This window comes from Prosthecobacter sp., assembly GCF_020439865.1.
Classification (GTDB): Bacteria; Verrucomicrobiota; Verrucomicrobiia; order Verrucomicrobiales; family Verrucomicrobiaceae; genus Prosthecobacter.
In genome coordinates this window covers 1-22,479 of sequence record NZ_JAGRPF010000121.1, presented here as the reverse complement: position 1 = coordinate 22,479, position 22,479 = coordinate 1, and the positions used below count along the sequence as shown (strand labels likewise).

The window sequence follows — 22,479 nt, the reverse complement described above, 5'->3', positions numbered from 1 at the left end:
TCGTGAGAAGCTCCAGGAGCGCCTTGCGAAGCTCGCCGGCGGCGTGGCCGTCATCAACGTCGGTGCCGCCACCGAAACCGAGATGAAGGAAAAGAAAGCCCGCGTCGAAGACGCCCTGCACGCCACCCGTGCGGCCGTTGAAGAAGGCATCGTCCCTGGCGGCGGTGTTGCTCTGATCCGCGCCCAGGCCGCCATCGGCGACCTTGGTCTTTCCGGTGACGAGAAGACCGGTGCTGAAATCGTCGCTCGCGCGATCGAAGCTCCCCTCCGTCAGCTCTCCGCCAACGCCGGCGTCGAAGGCGCCCTGATCGTTGAGCAGGTGAAGCGCGGCAAAGGCAACGAAGGCTACAACGTCGCCACCGCCACCTACGAAGACCTCATCAAGGCCGGTGTCGTTGACCCTGCCAAGGTGACCCGCAGCGCTCTTCAGAACGCCGCCTCCATCTCCGGCCTGCTCCTCACCACCGAATGCCTCATCGCAGACATTCCGAAGGAAGAGCCTGCTGACGCCGGTCACAGCCACGACCACGGCGGCATGATGTAATGCCTTTTTGACCGCGGAGTGACCCAACCCATTTCGCGATTCAAAACCGAAAACCCCACGCGGCCCGGAAGCAATTCCGGGCCGCTTTTTTTTCACCGGTGGTTTTGCAACTATCGTAAGCTGACGGAGTATCTTGGAGCCCCCCCCTCGACAATCCAACTAAACTGAACACAACATGAATGTTAACATCGCTCGTCTCCTTGCTCTCGCCGCCGCCAGTTTGCTCGCCAGCTGTGCGGGCTCCACGCCAGATGCAAAATTCAGCCAGCCTCTCTCGGTGCAAATCGCCCGCGAGGATCGGATCGACACCCTTGTCACCAGCTCCGATACCGCAATGATCGATTCTGCTCAGCAACGCCTCGGTTCCAAGATCACCAGCCAGGTGCGTGCGCTCGCCTCAGCCCGCGGTGGCGCATCACATGGCTACCAGCTTGCGGTGCACATCTCCCGTTACGACAAGGGCAATGCCTTCGCCCGCTCGATGCTCGCCGGGCTTGGCCAGATGCACCTCGACGGCACGATTGCAGTGTATCAGATGCCCTTGCGCACGAAAGTCGGTGAGTTCACGATGAACAAAACTTTTGCCTGGGGAGGCGTTTACGGAATGACCATGACGATGGAGGCAATTGAGGACACCTACGCCAAGGCGGTTGCCGAAGCGATCCATCAGCGAAAATAGCCTCTTCTGTGCTCAAGCAGTCGCGGAAACAGTCCCTCAAGAGCACTCAATACTCACGGCGAGTAGAACTAAGCATGGACCTTGATGTGTTGCATTCGGCGTCGTGCTGAATGCAACACGGGAGATGAATGAGCGTCGTCGTGGGAAGCATTCGCCGTCAAGATCAGGGTCTTTTCGTCGTTCCCATCGTCCCATGTTCCGAACCATCGCCCTGCTCCTTGCTGCTGTCTCACTTGCCACCGCCGCCCACCAGCCCAACCTCATTTTCATTCTCAGCGACGACCTCGCGCAAGGTGATGTGGGCTGTTATGGTCAGAAACTTATCCAGACGCCGACGCTCGACCGCATGGCCAAGGAAGGTACGCGCTATCTTCAAGGATACTGCGGCACAAGTGTGTGCGCACCTTCGCGCTCGACCTTGATGACCGGTTTGGACACCGGGCACTGTCCGATTCGCGCGAACCGCGAAATCCAGCCGGAAGGGCAGAAGCCTCTGCCAGCGGGCACGATCACAGTCGCGCAGATCCTGCATGATGCAGGTTATGCGACCGCATGCATGGGAAAGTGGGGCATGGGCATGTTCGACACGACGGGAAGTCCGCTGAAGCTGGGGTTCGACCACTTTTTCGGCTACAATTGCCAGCGCCACGCGCACAGCTATTTCCCCACCTATCTCTACAACGACGACAAGCGTTTCGACCTGCCCGGCAACACCGGCAAAGGTGTCGGCAGGACGTATGCGCAGCAGCTTATTTCCGACGATGTCGTGCGCTGGGTGCGCGAGCACAAGTCGGGGCCGTTCTTCCTCTTCTACGCCATCACGCTGCCACATGGCACCTTCGAGATCGATGACCAGGGCATCTATAAGGACAAGCCTTGGACCGATACTCAGAAGAACTATGCCGCTATGGTCACACGCCTCGACAGCGACATCGGCCGCCTGCTCGACACGCTCAAAGAGTGCGGCATCGACGAGAACACCCTCGTCATGACCGCCGGCGACAACGGCTCGTCATTTGATCCCAAGTCGGAAGTTGGCCGCCTGTTCGACCAGGCCTCCAACGGTCTGCGCGGCTACAAACGCGGCCTCTACGAAGGCGCTTTGCGTCAGGCGGCGCTCGCCCGCTGGCCCGGCAAGGTACCTGCCGGTCGAGTGACAGACGAACCGTGGGCGTTCTGGGATTTTCTGCCAACCGCAGCCGAACTCGCCGGAGCAAAGATTCCCGCCGAATGCAAGACAGACGGCCTCTCTTTGGTCTCGTTTCTGAAAGGCGGTCCCGCTCCCAAACGTGACCACTTCTACTGGGAACTGCATGAAGGAACCTCGCTGCAGGCCGTGCGCTTCGGCGACTGGAAGGCGGTTCGCAACGGCCCTGAAATGCCCGTCGAGCTCTACGACCTCGCGACGGATGCCGCCGAGTCACACGACCTCGCCGGAGAAAAGCCAGATCTCGTCGCGAAAGCCGAAGCCCTGATGAAAACCTCGCGCACCGAAGATCCGGCCTGGCCACTGGTTCAGAAGAAGCCGGGTAAGGGAAAGGCGAAGACCAAGAAAAAATGACCTGAAGGGCGAAGCAACAGGATTCTAAATTTTAGAGCATAAATCGGCATAATTTTAAAATTCCACAGCTTTAAGAGTGAAGAGAGCTTGATTATCTATGATAATTTTAATAGATTTGGCGCTGCATGAGCTTCCCTTCTCTCAACGCCACTCTGCCGCCACCCGGCTCGCCGACTCGCTCCGAAGACCTGTTCGCCCATGAGCTGGCCGCTTTGGTCGAAGACATTCAGCGCACGAGAGATTGGTTCAACACCCAGCTCGATGCCCAGCTCGCCAACCTGCATCAGCTCTGCTCCGCCGCTAAGACGGACCTGCCAAAGCCTCAACCAGCCGAGTCGGCGTATAGCACTTCCATGGCCACCCTATTCGAAGCGCCTCGGCCCGTGACACCGCCTCCGGCTTCAGAAGCTCCAGCGGCAGCTACGGTGTGCTCCGTTCAGCAGGCGATCGTTCTGCCGCCAACGTTGACGGCGGCGCTCGACCCGGAACTTGAACAGGCAACGCTGCACGAGTTGAACAACGCCCTGACCCGCGCATTTGCTGAGATTTCCGCACGCGGCGACATGCTTGGCTGATTTCAGCGCGCCATCGGCATTCGGGGAGATTCTTCGGCAAGCTCCACCGCTCGGACAACGTACATGAGCGCTCCTCATGAACACCATCTCCGATCCTGCTTCCGCATCGCGCCGCGAATTTCTCAAGACCACCACGAAGACCGCCGCCGGCCTCTCCGTGCTCTCCGGCATCAGCATCCCTTATGTGCATGCCGCCGGCAGCGATGAAATCCGCACGGCTTTGATCGGCTGTGGTGGTCGTGGCACCGGTGCCGCCAGCAATGCGATGAGCATTCAGAAGCGTGTCACCCGCCTCGTGGCGATGGCCGATGTTTCCGACAAGCGCCTCAAAGGCAGCTTCGAAGCCCTCACCGCCAAGCACCCCGACCGCATGTCCGTCTCGGAAGATGCCAAGTTCATCGGCTTTGATGCCTACAAGAACGCCATCGACGCCTTGCGCAAAGGCGATGTGGCCATCTTCACCACTCCCGTGGCCTTCCGCTGGGTGCACTACAAATACGCGATCGAAAAAGGCGTGAACGTCTTCATGGAAAAACCGATCTGCACGGACGGTCCCACCGCACGTCGTCTGCTCGCCTTGAACGAAGAGGCGAAGAAGAAGAACCTCAAGGTCGGCGTCGGCCTTATGTGCCGCCACTGCCGTGTGCGTGGTGAGCTCTTCAATCGCATTCAGGATGGTGAAATCGGAGATCTCCTCCTCATGCGCGCCTATCGCATGCAGGGCCCCGTCGGTTCCGCCTTCACACTGCCACGCGATCCAAAGGTCGACCCGAGTGAACTGCAGTGGCAGATCCAGCGCTTCCACAGCTTCCTCTGGGCCAGCGGCGGCGGCTTCAGCGACTTCAACATTCACAACATCGACGAAGCCTGCTGGATGAAGAACGACTGGCCCGTCGAAGTGCAGGCCAGCGGTGGCCGCACCGACCGTGGTGACTACATCGATCAGAACTTCGACCACTACAGCTGCGAGTACACCTTCAAGGACGGCGCCAAGCTCTTCCTCGAAGGCCGTACCGCCATCGGCACCCACAACCAGTTTGCCACTCAAGTGCATGGAACGAAGGGTAGCGCCATCGTCTCCACTGCCGGCCACTTCCCATCGAAGGCCATGACCTTCAACAGCCAGCAGATGCAGCGCTCGAACATCATCTGGCGCGGCAAACAGCCGGAGCCCAATCCCTACGACCTCGAGTGGCAGGATCTCATTGATGCCATCGTGGACAACAAGCCCTACAACGAAGTGGAGCGCGGCATCAAGTCCAGCGTAACCACCGCCATGGGCCGTGCTGCTGCGCATACCGGCCAGGTCGTGCGTTACGATGACTACATCAACAGTGCCTTCGAGTTCTCTCCGGGCGTTGACAAACTCACCCTCGACGGCCCCGCGCCGATCATCGCCGATGCGAACGGCAAATACCCCGTGCCGCAGCCGGGTATTCTCAAGGATCGCGAATACGCCATGGAACCCCAGGCCAATCCCTTCCCGCTGATTCCGATGGCACCTGCACCGGAGCCCGAGCCGCTCAATCCGCCCGAGCGTCCCAAGGCCAACGCCAAGAAGAAAAAAGCCGAGGTCTGAAGACCGGGGTCTGCAACCTGCCCCCACCAGTCATACCAACCGCTGCCTGAGACTCAGGCAGCGGTTCTGTTTTGGGAGAGCGCTGTTCAACGGAAGGCTGACCTGCATCGACAACGCCCTCATGCTGCGCATCATCATGCGCTTATGGCCGCCCGTGGAAAATCCGTCGCCTTCGCCCACATTCGTGCGGAGGTCATCCGTCTGGTCGCCCTGATCCCGTCGGGGAAATTCACCACCTACGGCAGCATTGCCATTCACATGAACGTCATCGCACGTCATGTGGCCACCGTGCTCGCCCGGCTCACGCCGGAGGAGTCTGCCGCGCTTCCCTGGCACCGCGTTGTCTCAGCGGATGCACGCCTCAGCCCCAACATGGACGCCGCATTGTCACGCAAACAACGCCGCCTGCTCAAAGCCGAGGGGCTGCGCGTCGACAAAGAAGGGTACATTCAAAATGCCGACGCTCACTTTCACTCCGTTGGCGTACGACGGAACATCCGGTGGAGTGACACGCCTCCTTCCGTTCCCTGAGGATTCACGTCTGCCAGCTCAGCGTCCCGGTGGCTTCCCCACCATCGTGTTCTGAAACAGCAGAACCTTCCACGAGCCGTTCTCCTTCACAAAGATCCGCGTGAACAGGAACTTCGTCGCCGGCACCGGTTTGCCACCACGGGTTGCTTTCGCCTCGATGATGCCTGTGCCGACTGCCATGCCGTCGCGCACATACCAGCGCACCTTCGGCGTCGCATAGGCGTCGAACTTCAGCACGCCGCTCTCGATGTCCCGCAGGAACGTATCCTTGTCCAAAGGCATGCCGAACACGTTGTTGTGCACGTGCTGGTCGGACAGCATGCGGCGCAACGTTGGAACATCCTCGCGCAGATAAGCGTCGGTGAGCTTCTGGTTCAGCGCGGTCAGCTCCGGATCCGCATTCCACGTCGTGGATGAACGTCGAAAAGAAGCACAGGACACGCAGGCAAGGCATATCAAACTCAGCACGAAAGCGCGATGGATCATGCCGCGTTCATGCCGTACTTCGCGGGGTTTGTCACCCGCGAAGTGCCCGCGATTCCGGAGCTCGGTCAAACGGCGGCCGGTTCAGCTTGCGGCAGAGGCTCCGGTGCGGGCGCAGCAACATTCTTGCGCTTGCGGTTCCAGAAACGTCCGTGGCTCCAGTCGTCGAAGATTGCGTACGCCACGGGGGTGACGAGAAGCGTCAGCAGCAGGCAGAGCATCTGCCCACCGATGATCACCTTGGCCATCGAAGCACGGCCTGCGGATCCCGGACCCTGACCGAGGGCGATGGGAATCATCGAAGCAACAAGCATCAGCGTGGTCATGAGAATGGGCCGCAAGCGCGTGCGGTTCGCCTGCAGAATCGCTTCATCACGCTCCATGCCGCGTGCGCGCAACGTGTTCGCATAGTCCACCTGCAAAATGCCGTTTTTCTTCACGATGCCGAAGAGCATGAAGATGCCGAAGATCGCATAGATGTTCAGCGGCTCGTTCAGCGCGATCATCGTGCCAAGCGCGAAGGGCAGGGACAGCGGCACGGCCAGCAGGATCGCGATCGGATGAACGAAGTTTTCAAACTGCGCCGCCAGGATCATGTACATGAAGATCATCGCGAGACCGAAGGCGATGAAGAAGTTCTCCGCCGTCTCCTGCAGCGTCTTGGCACGGCCGGTGAAGACCACGTTGTAACCGGGAGCCATGTTCATGGCCTGCGCGATGACTTCCACGTCCTTGATCGCATCACCGAGCGCCTTGCCCGCGAGGTTCGCCTGAATCGTGATCTTGCGCTGGCGTTGGAAGCGGTTGATCTCGCTCGGTCCCTGGCCTTCACGGAAGTGAACGAAGCTGGCCAGCTGCACGAGCGTGCTGTGTTCGCCGCCCGTGCGCACCGTCATGTCTTCCAGCGCCTGCTGCGTGCTGCGGCTGCCGGCGTCCGCGCGCAGCCACACATCGTAGAGGTCGTCGTTCTCACGGAAGGTGCCGACGATCACACCGCCCACCAGCGTGCGCAGCGTGTCGGCGATGTCCTGCACCTGCAGGCCAAACTGGCTGGCCTTCTCTCGGTCAATGTCCACCCGCAGTTCCGGTTTGCGGTTGGACAAGGTGGAGTCCACATCCGCGAGACCGGGCAGCTGGGAGAGCTTTTGAATGATCTCGTCCGCGTACTTGCCCAGCTTCGCAAGATCAGGACCGGTGAGGTTGAACATCAAATCCGAATTGCGGCCACCGCTGCTGATGTTGGAGATGAGCTGCACGCTGCTGCGCACATCGGGATAGTTCGTCATGATCTTGCGCGCCATGCCCATCACTTGAAACTGCGACCAGCTCCGGGTCTCGCCCATCATCTTCGACCACCATCCACCGGTTTCGGGCAGGCGGCAGTAAACGCTGGCGATGGTCACGTCACCCTCGCCTTTGCCGAGACGTCCGGTCGTGTTGCCGAGCGTCATCAGCGTGTCCGTGATCACCGGCTGGCCGTCGATCCGCAGAGCGCGGAGCTTGTCCGCGATTCCTTCGGCGATCTGCTGCGTGCGCGCCAGATCGGAGCCTTCGGGCATCTGCATCGAAATCTCAAACTCGCTCGAATCGTCCTGCGGAATAAAGGTGAACTTGGTCAGCTTGCCCAGAGTCGGCAGCGCTGCGATGCACGCAAACGCGGCAAGCATGATCACCCAGCGGTGCCGCAGGCTCCAGCCAAGCGTGCCGATGTAAAGATGCGACAGGCTTTTCATAAGCGGTCCGCCGTGCGCCTTCTTCTCACGCACGCGCTCGTTGGTCGAATGCTTCAAAAACCGCGCCGAGAGCATCGGCGTGAGCGTGAAGGAAACGAACAGCGACACCATGATCGCGAAGGCCACGGTCACACCGTAGCTGGAGAAGAACATGCCCACGCGGCCTTCCATGAACGCGAGCGGCAGGAAGATCACGACGAGAGAGAGCGTCGTCGCCATCACTGCCAGCGCGATCTCGCGCGTCGCGAAGCTGGCGGCGCGTTTGCCGTCCCAGCCCTTCTCCTCCATCGTGCGGTGAATGTTTTCCAGCACCACGATCGCATCGTCGATCACGATGCCGACAGCGAAGACGAGGCCCAGCATGGTGAAGTTGTTCAGCGTGTAGTTCATCACCCGCATCAGCACAAAGGTGGCGATGATGGAGGACGGAATCGCCACCGCGGCGATCACGGTGCCGCGCCAGTCATGCATGAAGAAGAACGTCGTGATGGCCACCAGCACCGCGCCGAGCAGAAGATGAAAATTGATCTCCTCGAGCGAGCGTTTGATGAAGCGCGACTGGTCGCGCACGATCTGCAGCTTGATATCGGACGGCAGCGTCTTCTTCAGCTCCTCCATGCGCTCGGTGACGCCTTCGATCACCTTGACCGTGTTGCTGCCGGACTGCTTGCGCACGGTCAGCGTCACGCAGTTTTCGCCGTTGGCACGCGACAGGCTGCGCGGTTCTTCGACACCGTCTTCGACCTTCGCGACGTCACGCAAATACACCGGCTGCCCGCCGAAGTTCGCGACGATCAGTTCATTAAAATCCTTCACCGCGGCCATCCGGCCCAGGGTGCGCACCACGACTTCACGACCGGGTTGGTTCAACCGGCCGCCGGGCACTTCGACATTCTGTCGCTCCAGCGCATGCTGCACGTCGGCGATGGTCAGTTGATACGCACGCAACTTGTCAGGATCCACCGAGACCTGCACCGCGCGGGTACGCGCACCGGCCATGCTGATGGATCCCACGTCCGACACCGTCTCTAGATTCTGTTTGATGAACTTGTCGGTGATGTAGGTGATCTCCTTCAGATCTCGCGGCCCGCTGGCGCTGATGGTCATCACCGGCATCGAATCGAGGTCAAACTTGTCGATGATCGGCGCGTCGGTGCCGGGCGGCAGCCGCGAGAGAATCGTGTTCACCTTGTCGCGCACATCCTGCGCGGCGATGTCGCGGTTGCGCTCCAGCAGGAACTGGATCGTGATCTGTGAGACACCTTCCGTGGTGATGCTGTTGAGCTCGTCGATGCCCTGCACCGTGTTGATGATCTCCTCGAGCGGCTTGGTCACGCTGGTCTCCATTTCCTCCGGCGAAGCACCGCGCAGCGTGGTGGTCACCGTCACGACAGGCAGTTCGACATTGGGAAATTGATCCACGCCGATGCCGCGGAAGGAGAACCATCCCAGCACCACGAGGAAGAGGTTGATCATAGTCGCAAACACCGGCCGATGAATGCAGATGTCGGCGATGCCGATACCGCGCGTCTCCGCCTGCGGATCTGAAGTCGCGTCAGTGTTTTTCATGGCCGGAGGCTTCCGCAGCCGTCACGCTGCTTTTGTTTTCGATCGTCACAGGAGAACCGTCCACGAGTCGCGACAGGCCGGTGAGAATCACCTGGTCACCTGCTTTGATCTCGCCGCTGATCTCGCGTTTGCCGTCCTGCAGACGACCGGTCTGCACGCTGCGGCTGTGCGCCTTGCCATTTTCAGCCACAAACACCTTCGTCACGCCCGCGTAGCTGATCACCGCCTCCTGCGGCACCGCCAGTATCGGCTGTCCGCGTTCGAGAACGAGCGTGCCGCGCGCAAAGCTGCTGGCCTTCAGGCGCAGATCGGGATTCTGCACCAACGCGCCGACATTGAACGCACGCGAGGCCGTGCTGACCGTGGGGCTGATGAGATAGACCGTGCCCTTGAAGACTTCGCCGGGGTAGTTGTCCACGCCAAAGGTGATCTCGAGCTTCTTCTCCACCTTGGAGCCGTAGCGCTCGGGGACTTCAAAGATGAACTTGAGCACCTTGTCGTTCACCACGGTGAACAGCGCAGCGCCGGTCTTCACATAGTCGCCCTTGGTGATGATGCGCTCGGCGATCGCTCCGTCGAAGGGTGCCTTGACCTGGCAGCGCTTGATGTTGAGTTCCGCCATCGCCACGTCGGCTTTGGCCGCCTTCACCTCGGCCTCCCACTGGGCTACCTGGGCCGTGGCGAGATCGAAATCGTTCACGGACATCGCGCCGGTTTTAGACAGATCCTTCGCACGGGTCAGGTTCTGGCGGGCGTTGACCAGATTCGCCTCCGCACGAGCTAGGTTGCCGTTCTCCCGCTGCAGGTTGGTGGTGTACGTGTCTTCATCAATCACCGCCAGCAGCTGGCCTTCGGTGACGCGGTCGCCAAACTCCACCAAGGTGCGCTGCACGGTGCCTTCCACTTCGGCACCGAGCGTGGCCTGGTCTTTGGGAAACAGACTGCCCAGAATCGTGACGGTCTGGTCCCACTTTTCCGTGGTGACGGGCGTGGTTTTGACGGTGAGCGGTTCCGCTTCGGCGGTCTTGGCGCGCGGGGGAGCTTCGCTGTGGCAGGCGGCCATGAACAACGGCAGGGCCAGAAGATAATACCGGGGTTTCATGAAGTTCAGGACAGAGGTTTGGCGGCGGCGCCTTCGAAAAGCAGTTTCACGACACGGGCGGCGCGCGCGCGAGTGAGCGTTCCCTCCTGCAGCAGCAGCCACATGCGGATCTGCTGGCTTACGGCACCCAGATAGGCTTGGACGATCTCATCAGCCCGATGATCACGCGAAAGCGTTCCGTCCTTCTGGCCCTCCTGGATCAACTTCAGGATCATGTTCACGATCAAGCGTCGCTTCGGCTGGATCATGACCGCCTGCGCCGGGATCTCGCCGGGCGCGGCGAACATCGAGGAAAACACCAGCCGCATGAGATCCTGGTGCGCACTCGCAAACTCAAACAGCCCCGTCGCCGCCTCCACCAGCTTGTCGTAGCATCCGTCCGCCCCGTGCATGTTCTCCTCCATGCGCCGGGCAGAGCCGTCGTAGGCGGATTCCAAAATCGCACAGAACAATCCCTCCTTGCTGCCGAAGTAATAATAAAGCGTGGGCTTCGACAGTCCTGTCGCCTGCACGATGTCGCTGACCGAAGTGCCCGCATAGCCCTTGCGTCCGAAGGCCGCGATGGCGGAATCCAGCACGGCTTCACGGGTGGGTTTGACGTCTTTCTTCATAATCTACCGAACGGTAGGTATGAACGTTTCACCGTCAACTTCGGATGCAGCCGGACTCCGGGATCCGCATCCTGAGGTCCGCACCAGTCCTTTGGAGGACGAACCGGACATCCATCCCGCGGTTTCAGACGTTCCCTCGTAAGATGGTACAACCCCCGCACCTCCTATGATCACACGCCTGGAAAGATCCTGCGGCCGAGTTCTCGGATTCACCCTCAGCGGCAAGCTGCACGACGCCGACTACCATCACTTCGGTCCTGCGGTGGATGCTGCCGTGGCAGCCCACGGCAAGATCCGCATGCTCGCCCACTTTGTCGATTTCCACGGCTGGGACATGCACGCACTGTGGGACGACACCAAGTTCGCCGTCACCCATTTCACCAAAGTGGAGCGCATCGCCATCGTCGGCGACCGCGATTGGGAAAAGTGGATGGCCATGGTCTGCAAGCCCTTCACGCTGGCCGACCTCCGCTACTTCGACACCACGCAGCTCGAAGAAGCTTGGGCTTGGATCGAAGAGCCGCTGCCCGAAGAACCGGCAGCGGCCTGACAACGCCACCCTAGCTTGCGAAGTAATTTCACTTCCTACGTCATCGTCCTGCTTCAATAGCGAATGCGACCAGTCCTAGGAAGAGAGTTACGGAAGACTCTGGGACAGCCGCCATCCCAACCCGTATTGTTTCGGACTGAATTCCGTTTGCTACACTATCCGGCGCCGGTGCCTATTTACCCGACCCCTTCACAAGAGGCGACCAGGCGGTTGGACAGGGCAACGTATTTCAGGAGCAAGCGGCCCCATCTCAAGGACGAGTTCGGGCGTCGGGACGGAAGAGAAAAAGGACTGGATGGAGCTCGGCGCTCTTTGCCTCAGGCTCTAGGCTTCAATTCCGCTGCCTCGTTTCAGCACCACCGCCAGCAACGCGATGTCCGCCGGATTTACGCCTTGGGCTCTCGCGGCCTGGCCGAGAGTGGCGGGGCGGAGGGCGGTGAGGCGGTGCTTGGCTTCGATCTTGAGGCCGGGGATGGCGTGGTAGTCGAAGTCGGGCGGGATCGTCTTGTCCTCCATGCGGGCGGTCTTGGCCACCATGTCTTCCTGACGGGTGATGTAGCCGGCGTATTTGACGTCGTTTTCGACGAGGGACCAGACCTCGGGGGTGAAGCGGTCGCGGAACTCGGCGGGCAGGGCGACGGGGGTGTTTTCGGGTCGCTTGAGCCATTTCTCCAGACTGATGCCGTCGAGCCGGGCCTCCTGCAGGAGCTGCCGGGCGGCGGCGATGGCGTCGAGCTTGGCCTGGGTGTGCTGCTTTCGGAAGTCGGAGACGAGGCCGATCTGGGCGGCGAGGGGGGTGAGGCGGAGGTCGCAGTTGTCCTGACGGAGGAGGAGGCGGTATTCGGCGCGGGAGGTGAAGAGGCGGTAGGGTTCGGTGGTGCCTTTGGTGACGAGGTCGTCGATCATGACGGCGAGGTAGGCTTGGCTGCGCTGGAGTAGGAACGGGGGACGGCCCTGGACCTTGAGGGCGGCATTGGCCCCGGCGATGAGGCCCTGGCCGGCGGCTTCTTCATAGCCGGAGGTGCCATTGATCTGCCCGGCGAAGTAGAGGCCGGAGACGCGCTTGGTTTCCAGCGTGGGGTGGAGCTGGGTGGGCGGGCAGTAGTCGTACTCGACGGCGTAGCCGGGCCGGACGATCTCGGCGTTTTCGAGGCCGGGGATGGACCGGATGAAGTCATACTGGACCTCGAAGGGCAGGGAGGTGGAGACGCCGTTGACGTAGAATTCGCGGGTGTGGCGACCTTCGGGCTCCAGGAAGATCTGGTGCCGTTCCTTCTCGGCAAAGCGCACCACCTTGTCCTCCACGGAGGGGCAGTAGCGCGGACCGACACCCTCGATCTTGCCGGAATACATGGCCGATTTGTGAATATTGGCCCGGATGATGTCGTGCGTCTGGGTGGTGGTGTAGGTGATCCAGCAGGGAATTTGTTCCACGTGGAACGTTTTTGGGGCCCAAGAATTGAGGGTGAACTGGCTGGGGCCTGTGCCCGGGAGAGCAGGGGAACCCTCAACCCGGGCCTCCGGCTGCTCGTCTTCGGGCAGCGTGCCGGAGAGGTAGCTGAAGCGCGGCGCGGGCTCGTCGCCGGGCTGAAGCTCGCACTTGGAGAAGTCGATGCTGCGGCTGTTGAGGCGGCAGGGGGTGCCGGTTTTGAAGCGCTGCACGTCGAAGCCGAGAGCGCGGAGGCTGTCGGACAGGGTGGAAATGCCGTCGCCCATGCGACCGCCGGCTTGGTTCTGCTGGCCGACATGGAGCAGGCCGCGCATGAAGGTGCCGGAGGAGATGACGACCGCTTTGGCCCGGTAGATCATGCCGAGGGAGGTGCGCACGCCGGTGATGGCGTCGTTTTCGATGAGGATCTCGGCAGCGTTGCCCTGGTGGAGGTCGAGGTTGGGCTGGTTCTCGATGAGCCACTTCATCCGGAACTGGTAGGCCTTCTTGTCGCACTGGGCGCGGGGGGCCTGAACGCTGGGACCCTTGCGGGCGTTCAGCATGCGAAACTGGATGCCGGTGGCGTCCGTGTTCCGGCCCATGACCCCGCCTAGGGCGTCGATCTCCCGCACGACATGCCCTTTGGCCAGACCGCCGATGGCGGGGTTGCAGGACATCTGGGAGATGGTGTCGAGATTCTGGGTGAGGATGGCCGTCTGGCAGCCCATGCGCGCCGCCGCCATGGCCGCCTCCACCCCGGCGTGGCCGGCTCCGCAGACAATGACGTCGTAGTGCTTGGGGAAGGTGAAAAGGGATGCGGACATGGGGCAGGGAAGAGGGGGCGCAGAGAGTAACACAGGCGGCAACTTGTTCCACGTGGAACACAGATTGCTTGGAGTGGTTGAACAATCCTTTGCTTCAAACGCCGCGTTGGCTAGTATGAGTTTCTCCATTTCGCCTCAACATGTCTAAAGCCAAAACCCCCGTTGCTGCGCACGCCGCTGACCCCATCAACCAGAAGCTAACCGCCGCTGACAAGGTGGGCCTCTACCGCCAGATGGTGCGCATCCGCCGGTTCGAGCAGGTCTCGCTCCAGCACTACCAAGCCGGACGCATGGGTGGCTTCCTCCATCTATACATCGGCCAGGAATCCGTCGCCGTGGGCACGGTTTCCGTGATGGGCGAAAACGATCACGTCATCACCGCCTACCGCGATCACGGTCACGCGCTGGCTGTGGGCATGGGCATGAACGAGTGCATGGCGGAACTCTTTGGCAAAGCCACCGGCTGCTCCCGCGGCAAGGGCGGTTCGATGCACTACTTCGCGCCGGAAAAGAACTACTGGGGCGGCCACGGCATCGTCGCAGGTCAGACACCCCTCGGCCTTGGCCTCGCCTATGGTTTGAAGTACCGTGGACTCAAGGGTGCCGCTCTTTGTTTCCTCGGAGACGGAGCCGTGAACCAAGGTGCCTTCCATGAGTCGCTCAACCTCGCCGAGCTCTGGGATCTGCCGGTGATCTATGTGATCGAAAACAACGGTTACTCAATGGGCACCAGCCAGCAGCGCTCCTCCGCTTATCAGGACTTCCTGGCCAAACGTGCCGAGGGCTATGGCATGGCATGGGAGCAGTTCAATGGTGAAGACATCTACAGTGTGCGCGCCGGAGTGGGCAAGGCCATCGAACGCGCCCACATCGAGTCCAAACCAAGCATCCTCGAAATCGCGACCTACCGCTGGGAGGGGCATTCCGTGGCTGACGCCAACAAGTTCAAGTACCGCACCAAGGAAGAAGTCGAGAAGTTCCAAAACGACCACGACCCCATTCAGGTGTGGAAACGCAACCTTCTGAATGAAGGCGTGGCCACCGAAGAGGAGCTGAAGAAGATCGACAAGGAAGCGCAGAAGGAGGCCGAAGAATCCGCCGAGTTCGCCAAGTCCAGCCCCTATCCGGAACCGGAAACCATCTTCGAAGACGTGTACTGGGAAGTGGACAACAAAACCGAAGCCGGCCAGACCGGACGGCACTTCTTCAATGACTGAGCCTAAGCCGAAACCGGCCCAACTCATTCATCGGTAGTCGTTTGGAAGCGAATTACTTCGTTTCAGCGGCTGTGGTAATCGTGTCAGCCTGACTGGTCAGAATGACCGCATGCTTGTCATAGGTCGCCTTGGCACCCGCAAGCTGTGTTACGTAATTGATCGCCTCGGTCAAAGGGACGTTGCTGAGCGAGAGGCTGAGCTTGCGCTGTCCCAGCTCTTCCCCTTTCACAATCACGTTCGGCATCACCTTGCCACCGCTCGCGTTTTTCGACAGTGCTCGCAGACCTTCAATGGCCTCGGTGAGCGTCACGTCCGCCATCTCAACCTTCGGCAGCGTGACAGCCGCGTATTGATTCTGTAGCGTGTTGTCCTTCGGCTGGTAGTTCGCACGAATGTACGCCAGCATGTTGTTTGTCTCTGTGTGTTTCGGATTAGCAGCCGCTACTTTGGAGAGCAGCCGGTACGCAGTCTCCATGTCGCCGCGATAGTAGGCTGCGCGTCCTTGCTGATAGACCGCGTTCAGATCCTCCGCTTTCGCCACGAAACTCGCAGCAGACATCAAAAAGACAGTCGTCACCAAAACGACCACCGTCGAAACCCTCGTCCAGATCAATGATGCTTTCATAGGATGGTTGGTTAGATTTGAAATGATTTCACCAAATCGCACTCGGCATGTCAAGACTGCGCGTGCCGCGAGGCTTGATGCGATGCGCATCCTGCTCCATCGGTGAATCATGCCGCCGCCGAAAAAAGCCACTGCCAGCCAGGTGAATGTACTCCTGGGCAGTGATGAAGCGCGTGTGAAGGAAGCCGCGCTCATGCTCGTGCGCAGCCTCACGCCACCGGACGCCGGAGACTTCAGCAATGACATCATTGATGGCACCGCCGACAACTCCGAACACGCCGGCACCATCTGCTCCAACGTCTGCATGGCATTGCAAACGCTCCCGTTCTTCGGTGGCACAAAAGTAGTGTGGTTGAAGAACGCCAACTTCCTCGCAGAATCTGGTGCAGGGCGCGGACAGGATGCGGTGAACGGCTTCGAGCGCATTCTCGATGTCGTCGAAGGCGGCATTGGCAACGACGTACGTTTCGTCATCAGCGCCACTGGCATCGACAAACGCCGCAGCGCCTACAAGCGCATCTCAAAGATCGCCACGATCGAGGTCTTCGACAAACCGGACACATCCAAGGCGGGTTGGGAACAGGCTGTGCTCGGCATGGCTTCACGCAAGGCCAAGGATCTCGGCATCACCTTTGAAAGCGGGGCGTTGGAACTGCTCGTGCAGATGGCTGGCGACGACACACGTCAGATGGAGAACGAACTTGAAAAGATCGATCTCTACTTGGGCGAACGCCGCCGTGCCGGTTTGAAGACCGTGCAGAATCTCGTTTCGATGAGCCGCGCCGGTGTGCTGTGGGATCTCGGCAATGCGATCGGCAAACGTGATCTGCCGCGCGCTCTCGACCTGCTCGGCACGCTCATGTATCAGGGCCAGAATGCGATTGGTCTTCTGCTCGCTGCCATCGTTCCCCGTGTGCGCAGCCTGCTGCTGATCAAGGACCTCGGCTCGCGCTACAAGCTCAACAAGTTCAACTACTCCGGGTTCTGTACCTCGCTCGAAGGCCTGCCGTCTTCAGCCACCGCGCATCTGCCGCGAAAAAAAGACGGCAGCGGCTTCAACGCGTATCCGATGTTTCTCGCCATTCCCGAAACGGGCAACTTCACGCTCGACGAACTCCACGCGGGCTTCAAAGCCTGCCTCGCGGCGAACTCGAAGCTCGTCACTTCGTCGCTCGATCCCAAGCTCGTGCTGGAGCGTTTGCTCGTCGGTCTGCTCGCCAGACAATCCCGCTGATCCGCTTATGTCCACCGCCACCATTCTCACCTGTCTCGCCATCGGTATTCTCAGCGGCGTTGTTGCCTCTCTGTGCGGTGTCGGCGGCGGTGTCGTAATGGTCCCCGCATTTGTGTTCTTCCTCAAACTGGAACAGAAGACCGCCGTCGCAACTTCACTCGCCATCATCATCCCCACCGCCTTGATGGCGACAACGCAGAACGCGCGTTCCGGTTATGTGGAATGGAAAGTTGCCGCGATCACAGCCATCTCCGCTTCGATCTTCGCCTACTTCGGCGCCGGCTGGTTGAAGACGATGAGCAACGAAACACTCACCCGCATCTTCGGTACCATCCTCGTCGTTTTCGGCGTGCGCATGCTGCTTGTCGGGAAAGCGTAAGCCGTCACCACACCAGCGCATCGAGAAAAAACGTCGCCACCATCGCGACGGCCACGATCAATCGCAACACTAGGCCCACGCCGGTGCCGAGCAGCGATCCCCACGCAGACTTAGCCGCCGGATGCAGGCGCTTCTTGGCAAAAATCAGCTCAAAGGCCGCACCACCGATTAATGGTCCCAGGATCAAACCAAACGGTGCAAAGAACATGCCCACGATCCCGCCGATAAACACACCCGCGATGCCCCAGCGACTGGCGCCAAACCAACGCGCCCCCATCGCACCGCTGACAAAGTCGAGAACGTAGGACAGAACCAGCAGCAGCGACAAAATCACGAACCCCCAGGTGCTCATGCCAGACTCCGGACGCAGCACCGTATGAATGATCCCCGCAGCAAAAATCAACAGCGGCCCCGGCAGGAACGGCACCACCGAACCGATGATGCCCACGATCAGCAGGCAGATCGTCAGTGACCACACACCCCACATTTCCCACGGCATCGAGGTGAAAAAATTCGCTGTCGTATTCCACGCGTTGGTGAACCACTCACTCATCGCACCACCTTGTTTTGGATTCGACGGGCTGACGCACGCTGCGCGGCCAGTTCAGGCCTGACTTTGGCCAGCCGAGATAGATCAAACCCACGCAACGATCTTCCACCCCGATTTGAAGCCACTCGGCAAACTCACGCGTTCCCAGCAACGGTGGAGACGACCAGTAGCAGCCCAAACCCGCTGCGGTCGCCGAGAGTTGCAAATTCTGCAATGCACAGGCCACCGCTTCGATCTCTTCGACTTCGGGAATCTTCGCGCCGCCGCGTCGTTCCATCACACACGCGATCACCACCGGCGCGAGAAGCGGGTTCTCTCCCATTTTTTTCATCTTGTCCTCGCGGAACTCATTCGCGGGCGTCGTCGCCTGATAAACACATTGCATCGTCTCCGCCAGCCGCTGCCGTGCCCCGCCTTGATGCACGATGAATTTCCAAGGCTCCGTCAGACCATGCGTCGGCGCCCACGTCGCATCTTCAAGGATTGTCGTCAGCAAAGTGCGTTCCACCGCACGCGACGAATCCATGTCCACCGGCTTGATGGAGCGACGATGGCGAATGAGTGCGCTGATGTGTGTGTGAGTTGCGACAGACATGAACGCACGACCCTTACACCATTGGCAGCACTTTGCTCAACACGAGTGTAACCAACAATCCGATCACTGAATCAGCCGTGAGCTGCACGGACCAGGTGCGCAGCGTTTCCTTTTCGGTCATGCCGCTGAGGCGGTTCACCACCCAGAAGCCGCTGTCATTCATCCATGAGCCGCACATCGCGCCGAAGCCGATCGAGCAGAACATGTAGATGGAATGGCAGCCGAGCGCACCGCCTGCCACCATCGGCGCCATGATGGAGGCCCCGGTCAGCATCGACACCGTGGCCGAGCCCTGGGCCACACGCACCACGGCGGTCACGACCCAGCCGAGTACGATCAGATTGAGACTGTAGTCCTTCGCCAGCGCCTCAACCGCACCCCCCACACCCGCCTGACGAAGCGCGTATCCAAACGCGCCGCCGGCGCTGGTGATCAAAATGATCATGCACGCCGTCTCAAGCGGCGGTCCCATCAGCTCTTCCACTTTCTTCAAGCCAAAGCCACGCTGTTTGGCCAGCACCACGACTGAAATCAGCGTGCCTATAATCAGCGCGATGTTCTTGTGCCCGATGAAATCCACCCAGGCGCGCACTGCAGCAAATCCCTCTTCGCCGCCGAGGGCGTTTACCATGGCCACGCCCCATCCGGCGCCTTTCGCCGCACCTTCGTGTGCAAGTTCGAAGACCGTCGTCAAACTGATCAAAAGAATCGGCAGCACCACAGGCATGATGCTCCAGAAAAACGAGGGCAGTTCGCTCTCCGGCTTCGCACTGATCCCCTGAAGGTCCGAAAGAGAGACTCCGCCTTTCTCACGCAACGGCACATCCGTGCGCGCATTGAGCCATTTGCTCACCAAGAATCCGAAGTAGCAGGTGATTGCGCCGATCACCAGACCGCCGACGAGTGACTCGCCCACGTTGAGATGCAGGCTTTCCACCACCGCCACAGGCCCGGGGTGCGGCACCAGCATTGAATGCGTCACCGTGCCACCACAACAGATCGCCATGAGATAAAGCGTGTAGTCCTTGCCGGTACGCATGCGCAGCGCCATCGCCAGCGGCACCATCAGCATGAACATCGTGTCGAAGAAAATAGGAGCGCTGAGAATGAAGGTGCTCCACAGCAGCGCCCAGCCCGCTCGCTTCTCACCAAAGAACGCCAGGAAGCGTCGCACCACTTTGTCAGCTGCTCCGCTTTCCATCAGGCACATGCCGATGATTGCCGCCAGGGCGATCGAGATCGCGATGTCACGCGCTGCATCACCGAGGCCCTTGGACACCATCTCCACCGCTCCCACCAGCGACGACATCGCCTTCATCTTTCCGTCCTTCTGCACCACTTCCCAGGTGTCCTTCCCCGCAAGCAGACAGGCCAGCAGGGCCGCCAGCACGAGCGCGAGAAACGGATGCATGCGCAGTTTGCTGATCGCGATGATGATGAAAGCCACGCTGACAGCGAGAACGACGAAAGGCCAGTAGCTGGCCGTGGAAGCAGCAAGAATGAACATGGCCGCGATGCTGAATGTCTGCGGCTGTCGCGTCAAGACATTCGACAGTGGACTTCCCGTCTGACACCGCTTCTTTCCGGCGTTCATGAATCCCGCCCGCCTTCGTCTGATCTTTGTGTTCCTCGTCATCGTGGCCGGGTGGTTTGGCATCTCCCGGCTGGATTTCGATGTGGATCCGCTCAGCCTGCTGCCGCAGGAACTGCCGGGACTGCAGGGCACGCGACTGTTGCGTGAGCAGAAGCGCGACCTGCTTCTCATCGCCGTTCAGGCAGAAGACCCCGCGCTCATCGAAGTCACAGCAGAAGCACTTGCCGAGCATCTGTCCGCCCAACCGGAACTTTGCGCCAGCGTGCGCAGCAAGTCGCTCATCCAATCCGATCCCGCAATCATCGCTGAAGTTGTCGCCTATCTCTGGCTCAACGCGCCGCCGGATGAAGTGACGAAGCTTGTTGCATCACTCGATGCCGCATCGCTCTCAGCCTTGCTCGCAAAATCCAAGGAGACTGCGGGAACTTCGCTCGATCTGCAAAACGCCACGCTCACCGGCTATGATCCGCTGGGTCTCGCACGAGGTGCGCTTGAGCTCATGAGCGGTGGCGGCGACATGAGCAGCATGATGAGCGATGAATTCAGCAGCGCCGATGGCACCCTGCGTCTGCTGTTTGTCACTCCTCCGGGCAAAGCGCTCGCCGACTACCGCGCCGCCAACGCATGGCTCGCGCAGATCAAAACCGAAGTGCGTGAGAAGTGGCTGCCGCAGCAGGGCGAACTCACCGGCGTAAAAATCGGATTCACCGGCGATCCCGCGTTCCAGGCGGAAATCGCCACCGGCATGGAAGGGGACATGCGTCAGTCCATCGGCGCGGTTACCTTCATCGTCGGCTTTCTCTTCTGGCTGCTGCATCGCAGCGTGAAGCCGCTGTTCTGGCTGCTGCTCGCCATTCTTTGCGCCAACATGCTCACGCTCGGCACCGCGGGTGCGATCTACGGCTCGCTCAATGTGATGTCGATGGGATTCGCGGCGATCCTCACCGGATTGATCGAAGACTTCGGTGTCGTCGGTCTGCACATGGCTCGCGAACATCCCGACGAAGGTTTTTCACGCATCTGTCGTCGCGCATTGCCCAGCGTAACCTGGTCCGCCATCAGCATCGCCGGCATCTTCGCCATGCTGGGCCTCAGTCAGCTTCCCGGTGTTGCACAGCTCGGTATCTTGTCCGCGCTCGGAGTGTTGATCGGTGCCGCGGTCATGATCTTTGGCTTTCTGCCGCTCGGCATGGGCGCAGGCAAGTTGGAGGAGCATCATGGCACCACGCGCTTCGCCATGAAGATGCAGGGCGTCATGGTCGCGCTCGTCTTGATCGCCCTGATCGCTTCCACGGTTGTCGTGATGTGGAAGGGCCTGCCACGCATGGACTTCGGCTCCTCGGTACTGCGTCCTGACAAGAGCGAGGCCTTTGACGTCTTCGAAGACATCGAGAAACGCATGATGAATCTCGGTGCCGAGCCCGGCCGCAACGTGCCGCTGATCTTCGCTGCTCATGACGCTGCCGCCTTGCGCGAGAGCATCCTCGCCTCGCAGAAACTTCTGACGAGCGATGAAGTGGAGGCTCACATGCTGCCGCTCGCGCTGGTTCCTGATGCCGAAGCACAGAAGACCAATCTCCCGGTGCTCCAATCACTCGCGACCCGCGAAGACTCCCTGAGACAGGCCGTGGATGCCGCAGGTTTCACCGACGTCGCGTTTGTGCTTACCCAAAATGTCTTCAAGCAATGGCGTGAGTGGGCTGCTTCTCACTCCGCGCTGCCGCTCTGGCCTAAACCCATCGTCCTTGAAAATCTCGGAGGCATTGTTTCAAAACATGCGGGACACGGTTTGATGGCGATCGGCTCCGTCCGCCTCGCCCAAGGCCGCACCTTGGAAAACGCGGCCGTGCTTCATGAAGTGGAGAAGATTCCTAGCGCGCATCCGGCGGGCTGGGACTTCCTGCGCACCTCATTGGAACCGCTGTTGAAGCGTGAGCTCCTGCGAGTCTGTGTTCCCACGGTCGTGATCGCCCTCATTCTGTTCTTTCTCGTGTTCCACGGCTGGCGGGAGCGGATCTTTGCCTTCCTCGTGCTCTCCGCCAGCGGCTGGATTCTTCTCGGCGGCATGACAGCGTGGGGCCTGACATGGAACCTGATGAGCGTGGGTGCGGTGCCTCTGTGCCTCGGTCTCGGTCTCGATTTCACCATCCATGTGATGCACTCACTCCGCGAGCCGGGCGCCACACGTGAACGCGCCGCCTCACTGGGCCGCTCTCTCGCCTACTGCGGTCTCAGCACCGGTCTGGCCTTCGGCGCCCTGGCCACAGGCAGCAACCGCGGTCTAATCACCCTCGGGATGACCGCGATGATCGGCGTGCTCACCGTGCTGATTACTGCGGCCTTTGCTCTGCCATGGGTCTGGTTTCGCAGGAAAAGTTGAGGACCGACCCCCCTGAATTTTCACTGGCACAACCCTTCGGACCGGCTACTATCCGCCCCTCTCTCACGAGATGGTGACCGTAGTTCAAAGGTAGAGCCCCAGATTGTGATTCTGGTTGTTGCGGGTTCGAATCCC

General features: G+C 60.4%; 20 protein-coding genes. 11 read left to right on the top strand and 9 right to left on the bottom strand.

The genetic code is table 11. The annotated features are described in order from the left end of the window. The 6 genes from KDL09_RS14470 to KDL09_RS14445 form a co-directional block, all read left to right on the top strand. Positions 1 to 544: TCP-1/cpn60 chaperonin family protein (locus KDL09_RS14470; protein ID WP_294386418.1), on the top strand; the 544-nt coding region annotated here is incomplete at its 5' end. A 175-nt stretch (positions 545 to 719) separates the two neighbouring features. Continuing rightward, positions 720 to 1,223, top strand: a complete 504-nt coding sequence (locus KDL09_RS14465; protein WP_294386416.1) for a DUF4410 domain-containing protein — start codon at positions 720 to 722, stop codon at positions 1,221 to 1,223. 193 nt (positions 1,224 to 1,416) lie between these two features. After that, positions 1,417 to 2,784 carry an arylsulfatase gene (locus tag KDL09_RS14460; RefSeq protein ID WP_294386415.1) on the top strand — a complete coding sequence of 456 codons (1,368 nt, stop codon included), beginning with the start codon at positions 1,417 to 1,419 and terminating at the stop codon, positions 2,782 to 2,784. Positions 2,785 to 2,909: 125 nt separating this feature from the next. Further along, on the top strand, positions 2,910 to 3,359 hold the full coding sequence (locus tag KDL09_RS14455) for a hypothetical protein (protein ID WP_294386413.1): 450 nt from the start codon (positions 2,910 to 2,912) through the stop codon (positions 3,357 to 3,359). Positions 3,360 to 3,435: 76 nt separating this feature from the next. Further along, positions 3,436 to 4,938, top strand: coding sequence for a Gfo/Idh/MocA family oxidoreductase (locus tag KDL09_RS14450; RefSeq protein WP_294386410.1), 1,503 nt, complete (start codon positions 3,436 to 3,438; stop codon positions 4,936 to 4,938). A gap of 144 nt (positions 4,939 to 5,082) precedes the next feature. Then, a complete protein-coding gene (locus KDL09_RS14445) occupies positions 5,083 to 5,469 on the top strand; it encodes an MGMT family protein (RefSeq protein ID WP_294386408.1) in 387 nt (128 codons plus the stop codon). Positions 5,470 to 5,487: 18 nt separating this feature from the next. Here the strand turns inward: KDL09_RS14445 and KDL09_RS14440 are convergent, their stop codons facing one another. From KDL09_RS14440 to KDL09_RS14425, 4 genes are all read right to left on the bottom strand, one after another. Then, positions 5,488 to 5,955, bottom strand: a complete 468-nt coding sequence (locus tag KDL09_RS14440) for a nuclear transport factor 2 family protein (RefSeq protein ID WP_294386406.1) — start codon at positions 5,953 to 5,955, stop codon at positions 5,488 to 5,490. 65 nt (positions 5,956 to 6,020) lie between these two features. Then, positions 6,021 to 9,254 (bottom strand): efflux RND transporter permease subunit, encoded by a 3,234-nt coding sequence (locus tag KDL09_RS14435; RefSeq protein ID WP_294386404.1) that lies wholly within the window; start codon positions 9,252 to 9,254, stop codon positions 6,021 to 6,023. Further along, positions 9,241 to 10,356, bottom strand: a complete 1,116-nt coding sequence (locus tag KDL09_RS14430) for an efflux RND transporter periplasmic adaptor subunit (RefSeq protein WP_294386402.1) — start codon at positions 10,354 to 10,356, stop codon at positions 9,241 to 9,243. Before KDL09_RS14430 ends, KDL09_RS14435 begins: the two co-directional genes overlap by 14 nt. A 5-nt stretch (positions 10,357 to 10,361) precedes the next feature. Further along, positions 10,362 to 10,967, bottom strand: a complete 606-nt coding sequence (locus tag KDL09_RS14425) for a TetR/AcrR family transcriptional regulator (protein ID WP_294386400.1) — start codon at positions 10,965 to 10,967, stop codon at positions 10,362 to 10,364. 166 nt (positions 10,968 to 11,133) lie between these two features. Here KDL09_RS14425 and KDL09_RS14420 point away from each other — a divergent pair, with 166 nt between their 5' ends. Next, a complete protein-coding gene (locus KDL09_RS14420) occupies positions 11,134 to 11,517 on the top strand; it encodes an STAS/SEC14 domain-containing protein (RefSeq protein WP_294386398.1) in 384 nt (127 codons plus the stop codon). A 324-nt stretch (positions 11,518 to 11,841) separates the two neighbouring features. Here the strand turns inward: KDL09_RS14420 and KDL09_RS14415 are convergent, their stop codons facing one another. After that, positions 11,842 to 13,770 carry a tRNA uridine-5-carboxymethylaminomethyl(34) synthesis enzyme MnmG gene (locus tag KDL09_RS14415; protein ID WP_294386396.1) on the bottom strand — a complete coding sequence of 643 codons (1,929 nt, stop codon included), beginning with the start codon at positions 13,768 to 13,770 and terminating at the stop codon, positions 11,842 to 11,844. A gap of 140 nt (positions 13,771 to 13,910) precedes the next feature. Here KDL09_RS14415 and pdhA point away from each other — a divergent pair, with 140 nt between their 5' ends. Next, positions 13,911 to 14,987 (top strand): pyruvate dehydrogenase (acetyl-transferring) E1 component subunit alpha, encoded by a 1,077-nt coding sequence (pdhA, locus tag KDL09_RS14410; protein ID WP_294386394.1) that lies wholly within the window; start codon positions 13,911 to 13,913, stop codon positions 14,985 to 14,987. 52 nt (positions 14,988 to 15,039) lie between these two features. Here pdhA and KDL09_RS14405 read toward each other — a convergent pair whose 3' ends face one another. Continuing rightward, on the bottom strand, positions 15,040 to 15,612 hold the full coding sequence (locus KDL09_RS14405; protein ID WP_294386392.1) for a hypothetical protein: 573 nt from the start codon (positions 15,610 to 15,612) through the stop codon (positions 15,040 to 15,042). A gap of 109 nt (positions 15,613 to 15,721) precedes the next feature. Here KDL09_RS14405 and holA point away from each other — a divergent pair, with 109 nt between their 5' ends. Beyond that, positions 15,722 to 16,846 carry a DNA polymerase III subunit delta gene (gene holA, locus KDL09_RS14400; RefSeq protein WP_294386391.1) on the top strand — a complete coding sequence of 375 codons (1,125 nt, stop codon included), beginning with the start codon at positions 15,722 to 15,724 and terminating at the stop codon, positions 16,844 to 16,846. Between the two features lie 7 nt (positions 16,847 to 16,853). After that, on the top strand, positions 16,854 to 17,225 hold the full coding sequence (locus tag KDL09_RS14395; RefSeq protein ID WP_294386389.1) for a sulfite exporter TauE/SafE family protein: 372 nt from the start codon (positions 16,854 to 16,856) through the stop codon (positions 17,223 to 17,225). A gap of 4 nt (positions 17,226 to 17,229) precedes the next feature. Here the strand turns inward: KDL09_RS14395 and KDL09_RS14390 are convergent, their stop codons facing one another. Genes KDL09_RS14390 through KDL09_RS14380 form a run of 3 tightly spaced genes read right to left on the bottom strand, consistent with a single transcriptional unit; the run spans position 17,230 to position 19,877 of the window. Continuing rightward, positions 17,230 to 17,724, bottom strand: coding sequence for a DUF456 domain-containing protein (locus KDL09_RS14390; RefSeq protein WP_294386388.1), 495 nt, complete (start codon positions 17,722 to 17,724; stop codon positions 17,230 to 17,232). 46 nt (positions 17,725 to 17,770) lie between these two features. Next, a complete protein-coding gene (locus KDL09_RS14385) occupies positions 17,771 to 18,370 on the bottom strand; it encodes a nitroreductase (RefSeq protein WP_294386386.1) in 600 nt (199 codons plus the stop codon). A 13-nt stretch (positions 18,371 to 18,383) separates the two neighbouring features. Further along, entirely contained in the window at positions 18,384 to 19,877 is a 1,494-nt protein-coding gene (locus KDL09_RS14380) for an SLC13 family permease (protein ID WP_294386384.1), read from the bottom strand. Between the two features lie 85 nt (positions 19,878 to 19,962). On the opposite strand from KDL09_RS14380, the gene KDL09_RS14375 reads away from it, so the two are divergent. Then, entirely contained in the window at positions 19,963 to 22,344 is a 2,382-nt protein-coding gene (locus KDL09_RS14375) for an MMPL family transporter (RefSeq protein ID WP_294386381.1), read from the top strand. The last annotated feature ends 135 nt before the right edge of the window (positions 22,345 to 22,479 follow it).

Coding starts and splice junctions, on each gene's coding strand:
- KDL09_RS14465 (WP_294386416.1), top strand. CDS start 720: ATGAATGTTAACATCGCTCGTCTCCTTGCTCTCGCCGCCGCCAGTTTG.
- KDL09_RS14460 (WP_294386415.1), top strand. CDS start 1,417: ATGTTCCGAACCATCGCCCTGCTCCTTGCTGCTGTCTCACTTGCCACC.
- KDL09_RS14455 (WP_294386413.1), top strand. CDS start 2,910: ATGAGCTTCCCTTCTCTCAACGCCACTCTGCCGCCACCCGGCTCGCCG.
- KDL09_RS14450 (WP_294386410.1), top strand. CDS start 3,436: ATGAACACCATCTCCGATCCTGCTTCCGCATCGCGCCGCGAATTTCTC.
- KDL09_RS14445 (WP_294386408.1), top strand. CDS start 5,083: ATGGCCGCCCGTGGAAAATCCGTCGCCTTCGCCCACATTCGTGCGGAG.
- KDL09_RS14440 (WP_294386406.1), bottom strand. CDS start 5,955: ATGATCCATCGCGCTTTCGTGCTGAGTTTGATATGCCTTGCCTGCGTG.
- KDL09_RS14435 (WP_294386404.1), bottom strand. CDS start 9,254: ATGAAAAACACTGACGCGACTTCAGATCCGCAGGCGGAGACGCGCGGT.
- KDL09_RS14430 (WP_294386402.1), bottom strand. CDS start 10,356: ATGAAACCCCGGTATTATCTTCTGGCCCTGCCGTTGTTCATGGCCGCC.
- KDL09_RS14425 (WP_294386400.1), bottom strand. CDS start 10,967: ATGAAGAAAGACGTCAAACCCACCCGTGAAGCCGTGCTGGATTCCGCC.
- KDL09_RS14420 (WP_294386398.1), top strand. CDS start 11,134: ATGATCACACGCCTGGAAAGATCCTGCGGCCGAGTTCTCGGATTCACC.
- KDL09_RS14415 (WP_294386396.1), bottom strand. CDS start 13,770: ATGTCCGCATCCCTTTTCACCTTCCCCAAGCACTACGACGTCATTGTC.
- pdhA (WP_294386394.1), top strand. CDS start 13,911: ATGTCTAAAGCCAAAACCCCCGTTGCTGCGCACGCCGCTGACCCCATC.
- KDL09_RS14405 (WP_294386392.1), bottom strand. CDS start 15,612: ATGAAAGCATCATTGATCTGGACGAGGGTTTCGACGGTGGTCGTTTTG.
- holA (WP_294386391.1), top strand. CDS start 15,722: ATGCCGCCGCCGAAAAAAGCCACTGCCAGCCAGGTGAATGTACTCCTG.
- KDL09_RS14395 (WP_294386389.1), top strand. CDS start 16,854: ATGTCCACCGCCACCATTCTCACCTGTCTCGCCATCGGTATTCTCAGC.
- KDL09_RS14390 (WP_294386388.1), bottom strand. CDS start 17,724: ATGCCGTGGGAAATGTGGGGTGTGTGGTCACTGACGATCTGCCTGCTG.
- KDL09_RS14385 (WP_294386386.1), bottom strand. CDS start 18,370: ATGTCTGTCGCAACTCACACACACATCAGCGCACTCATTCGCCATCGT.
- KDL09_RS14380 (WP_294386384.1), bottom strand. CDS start 19,877: ATGTTCATTCTTGCTGCTTCCACGGCCAGCTACTGGCCTTTCGTCGTT.
- KDL09_RS14375 (WP_294386381.1), top strand. CDS start 19,963: ATGAATCCCGCCCGCCTTCGTCTGATCTTTGTGTTCCTCGTCATCGTG.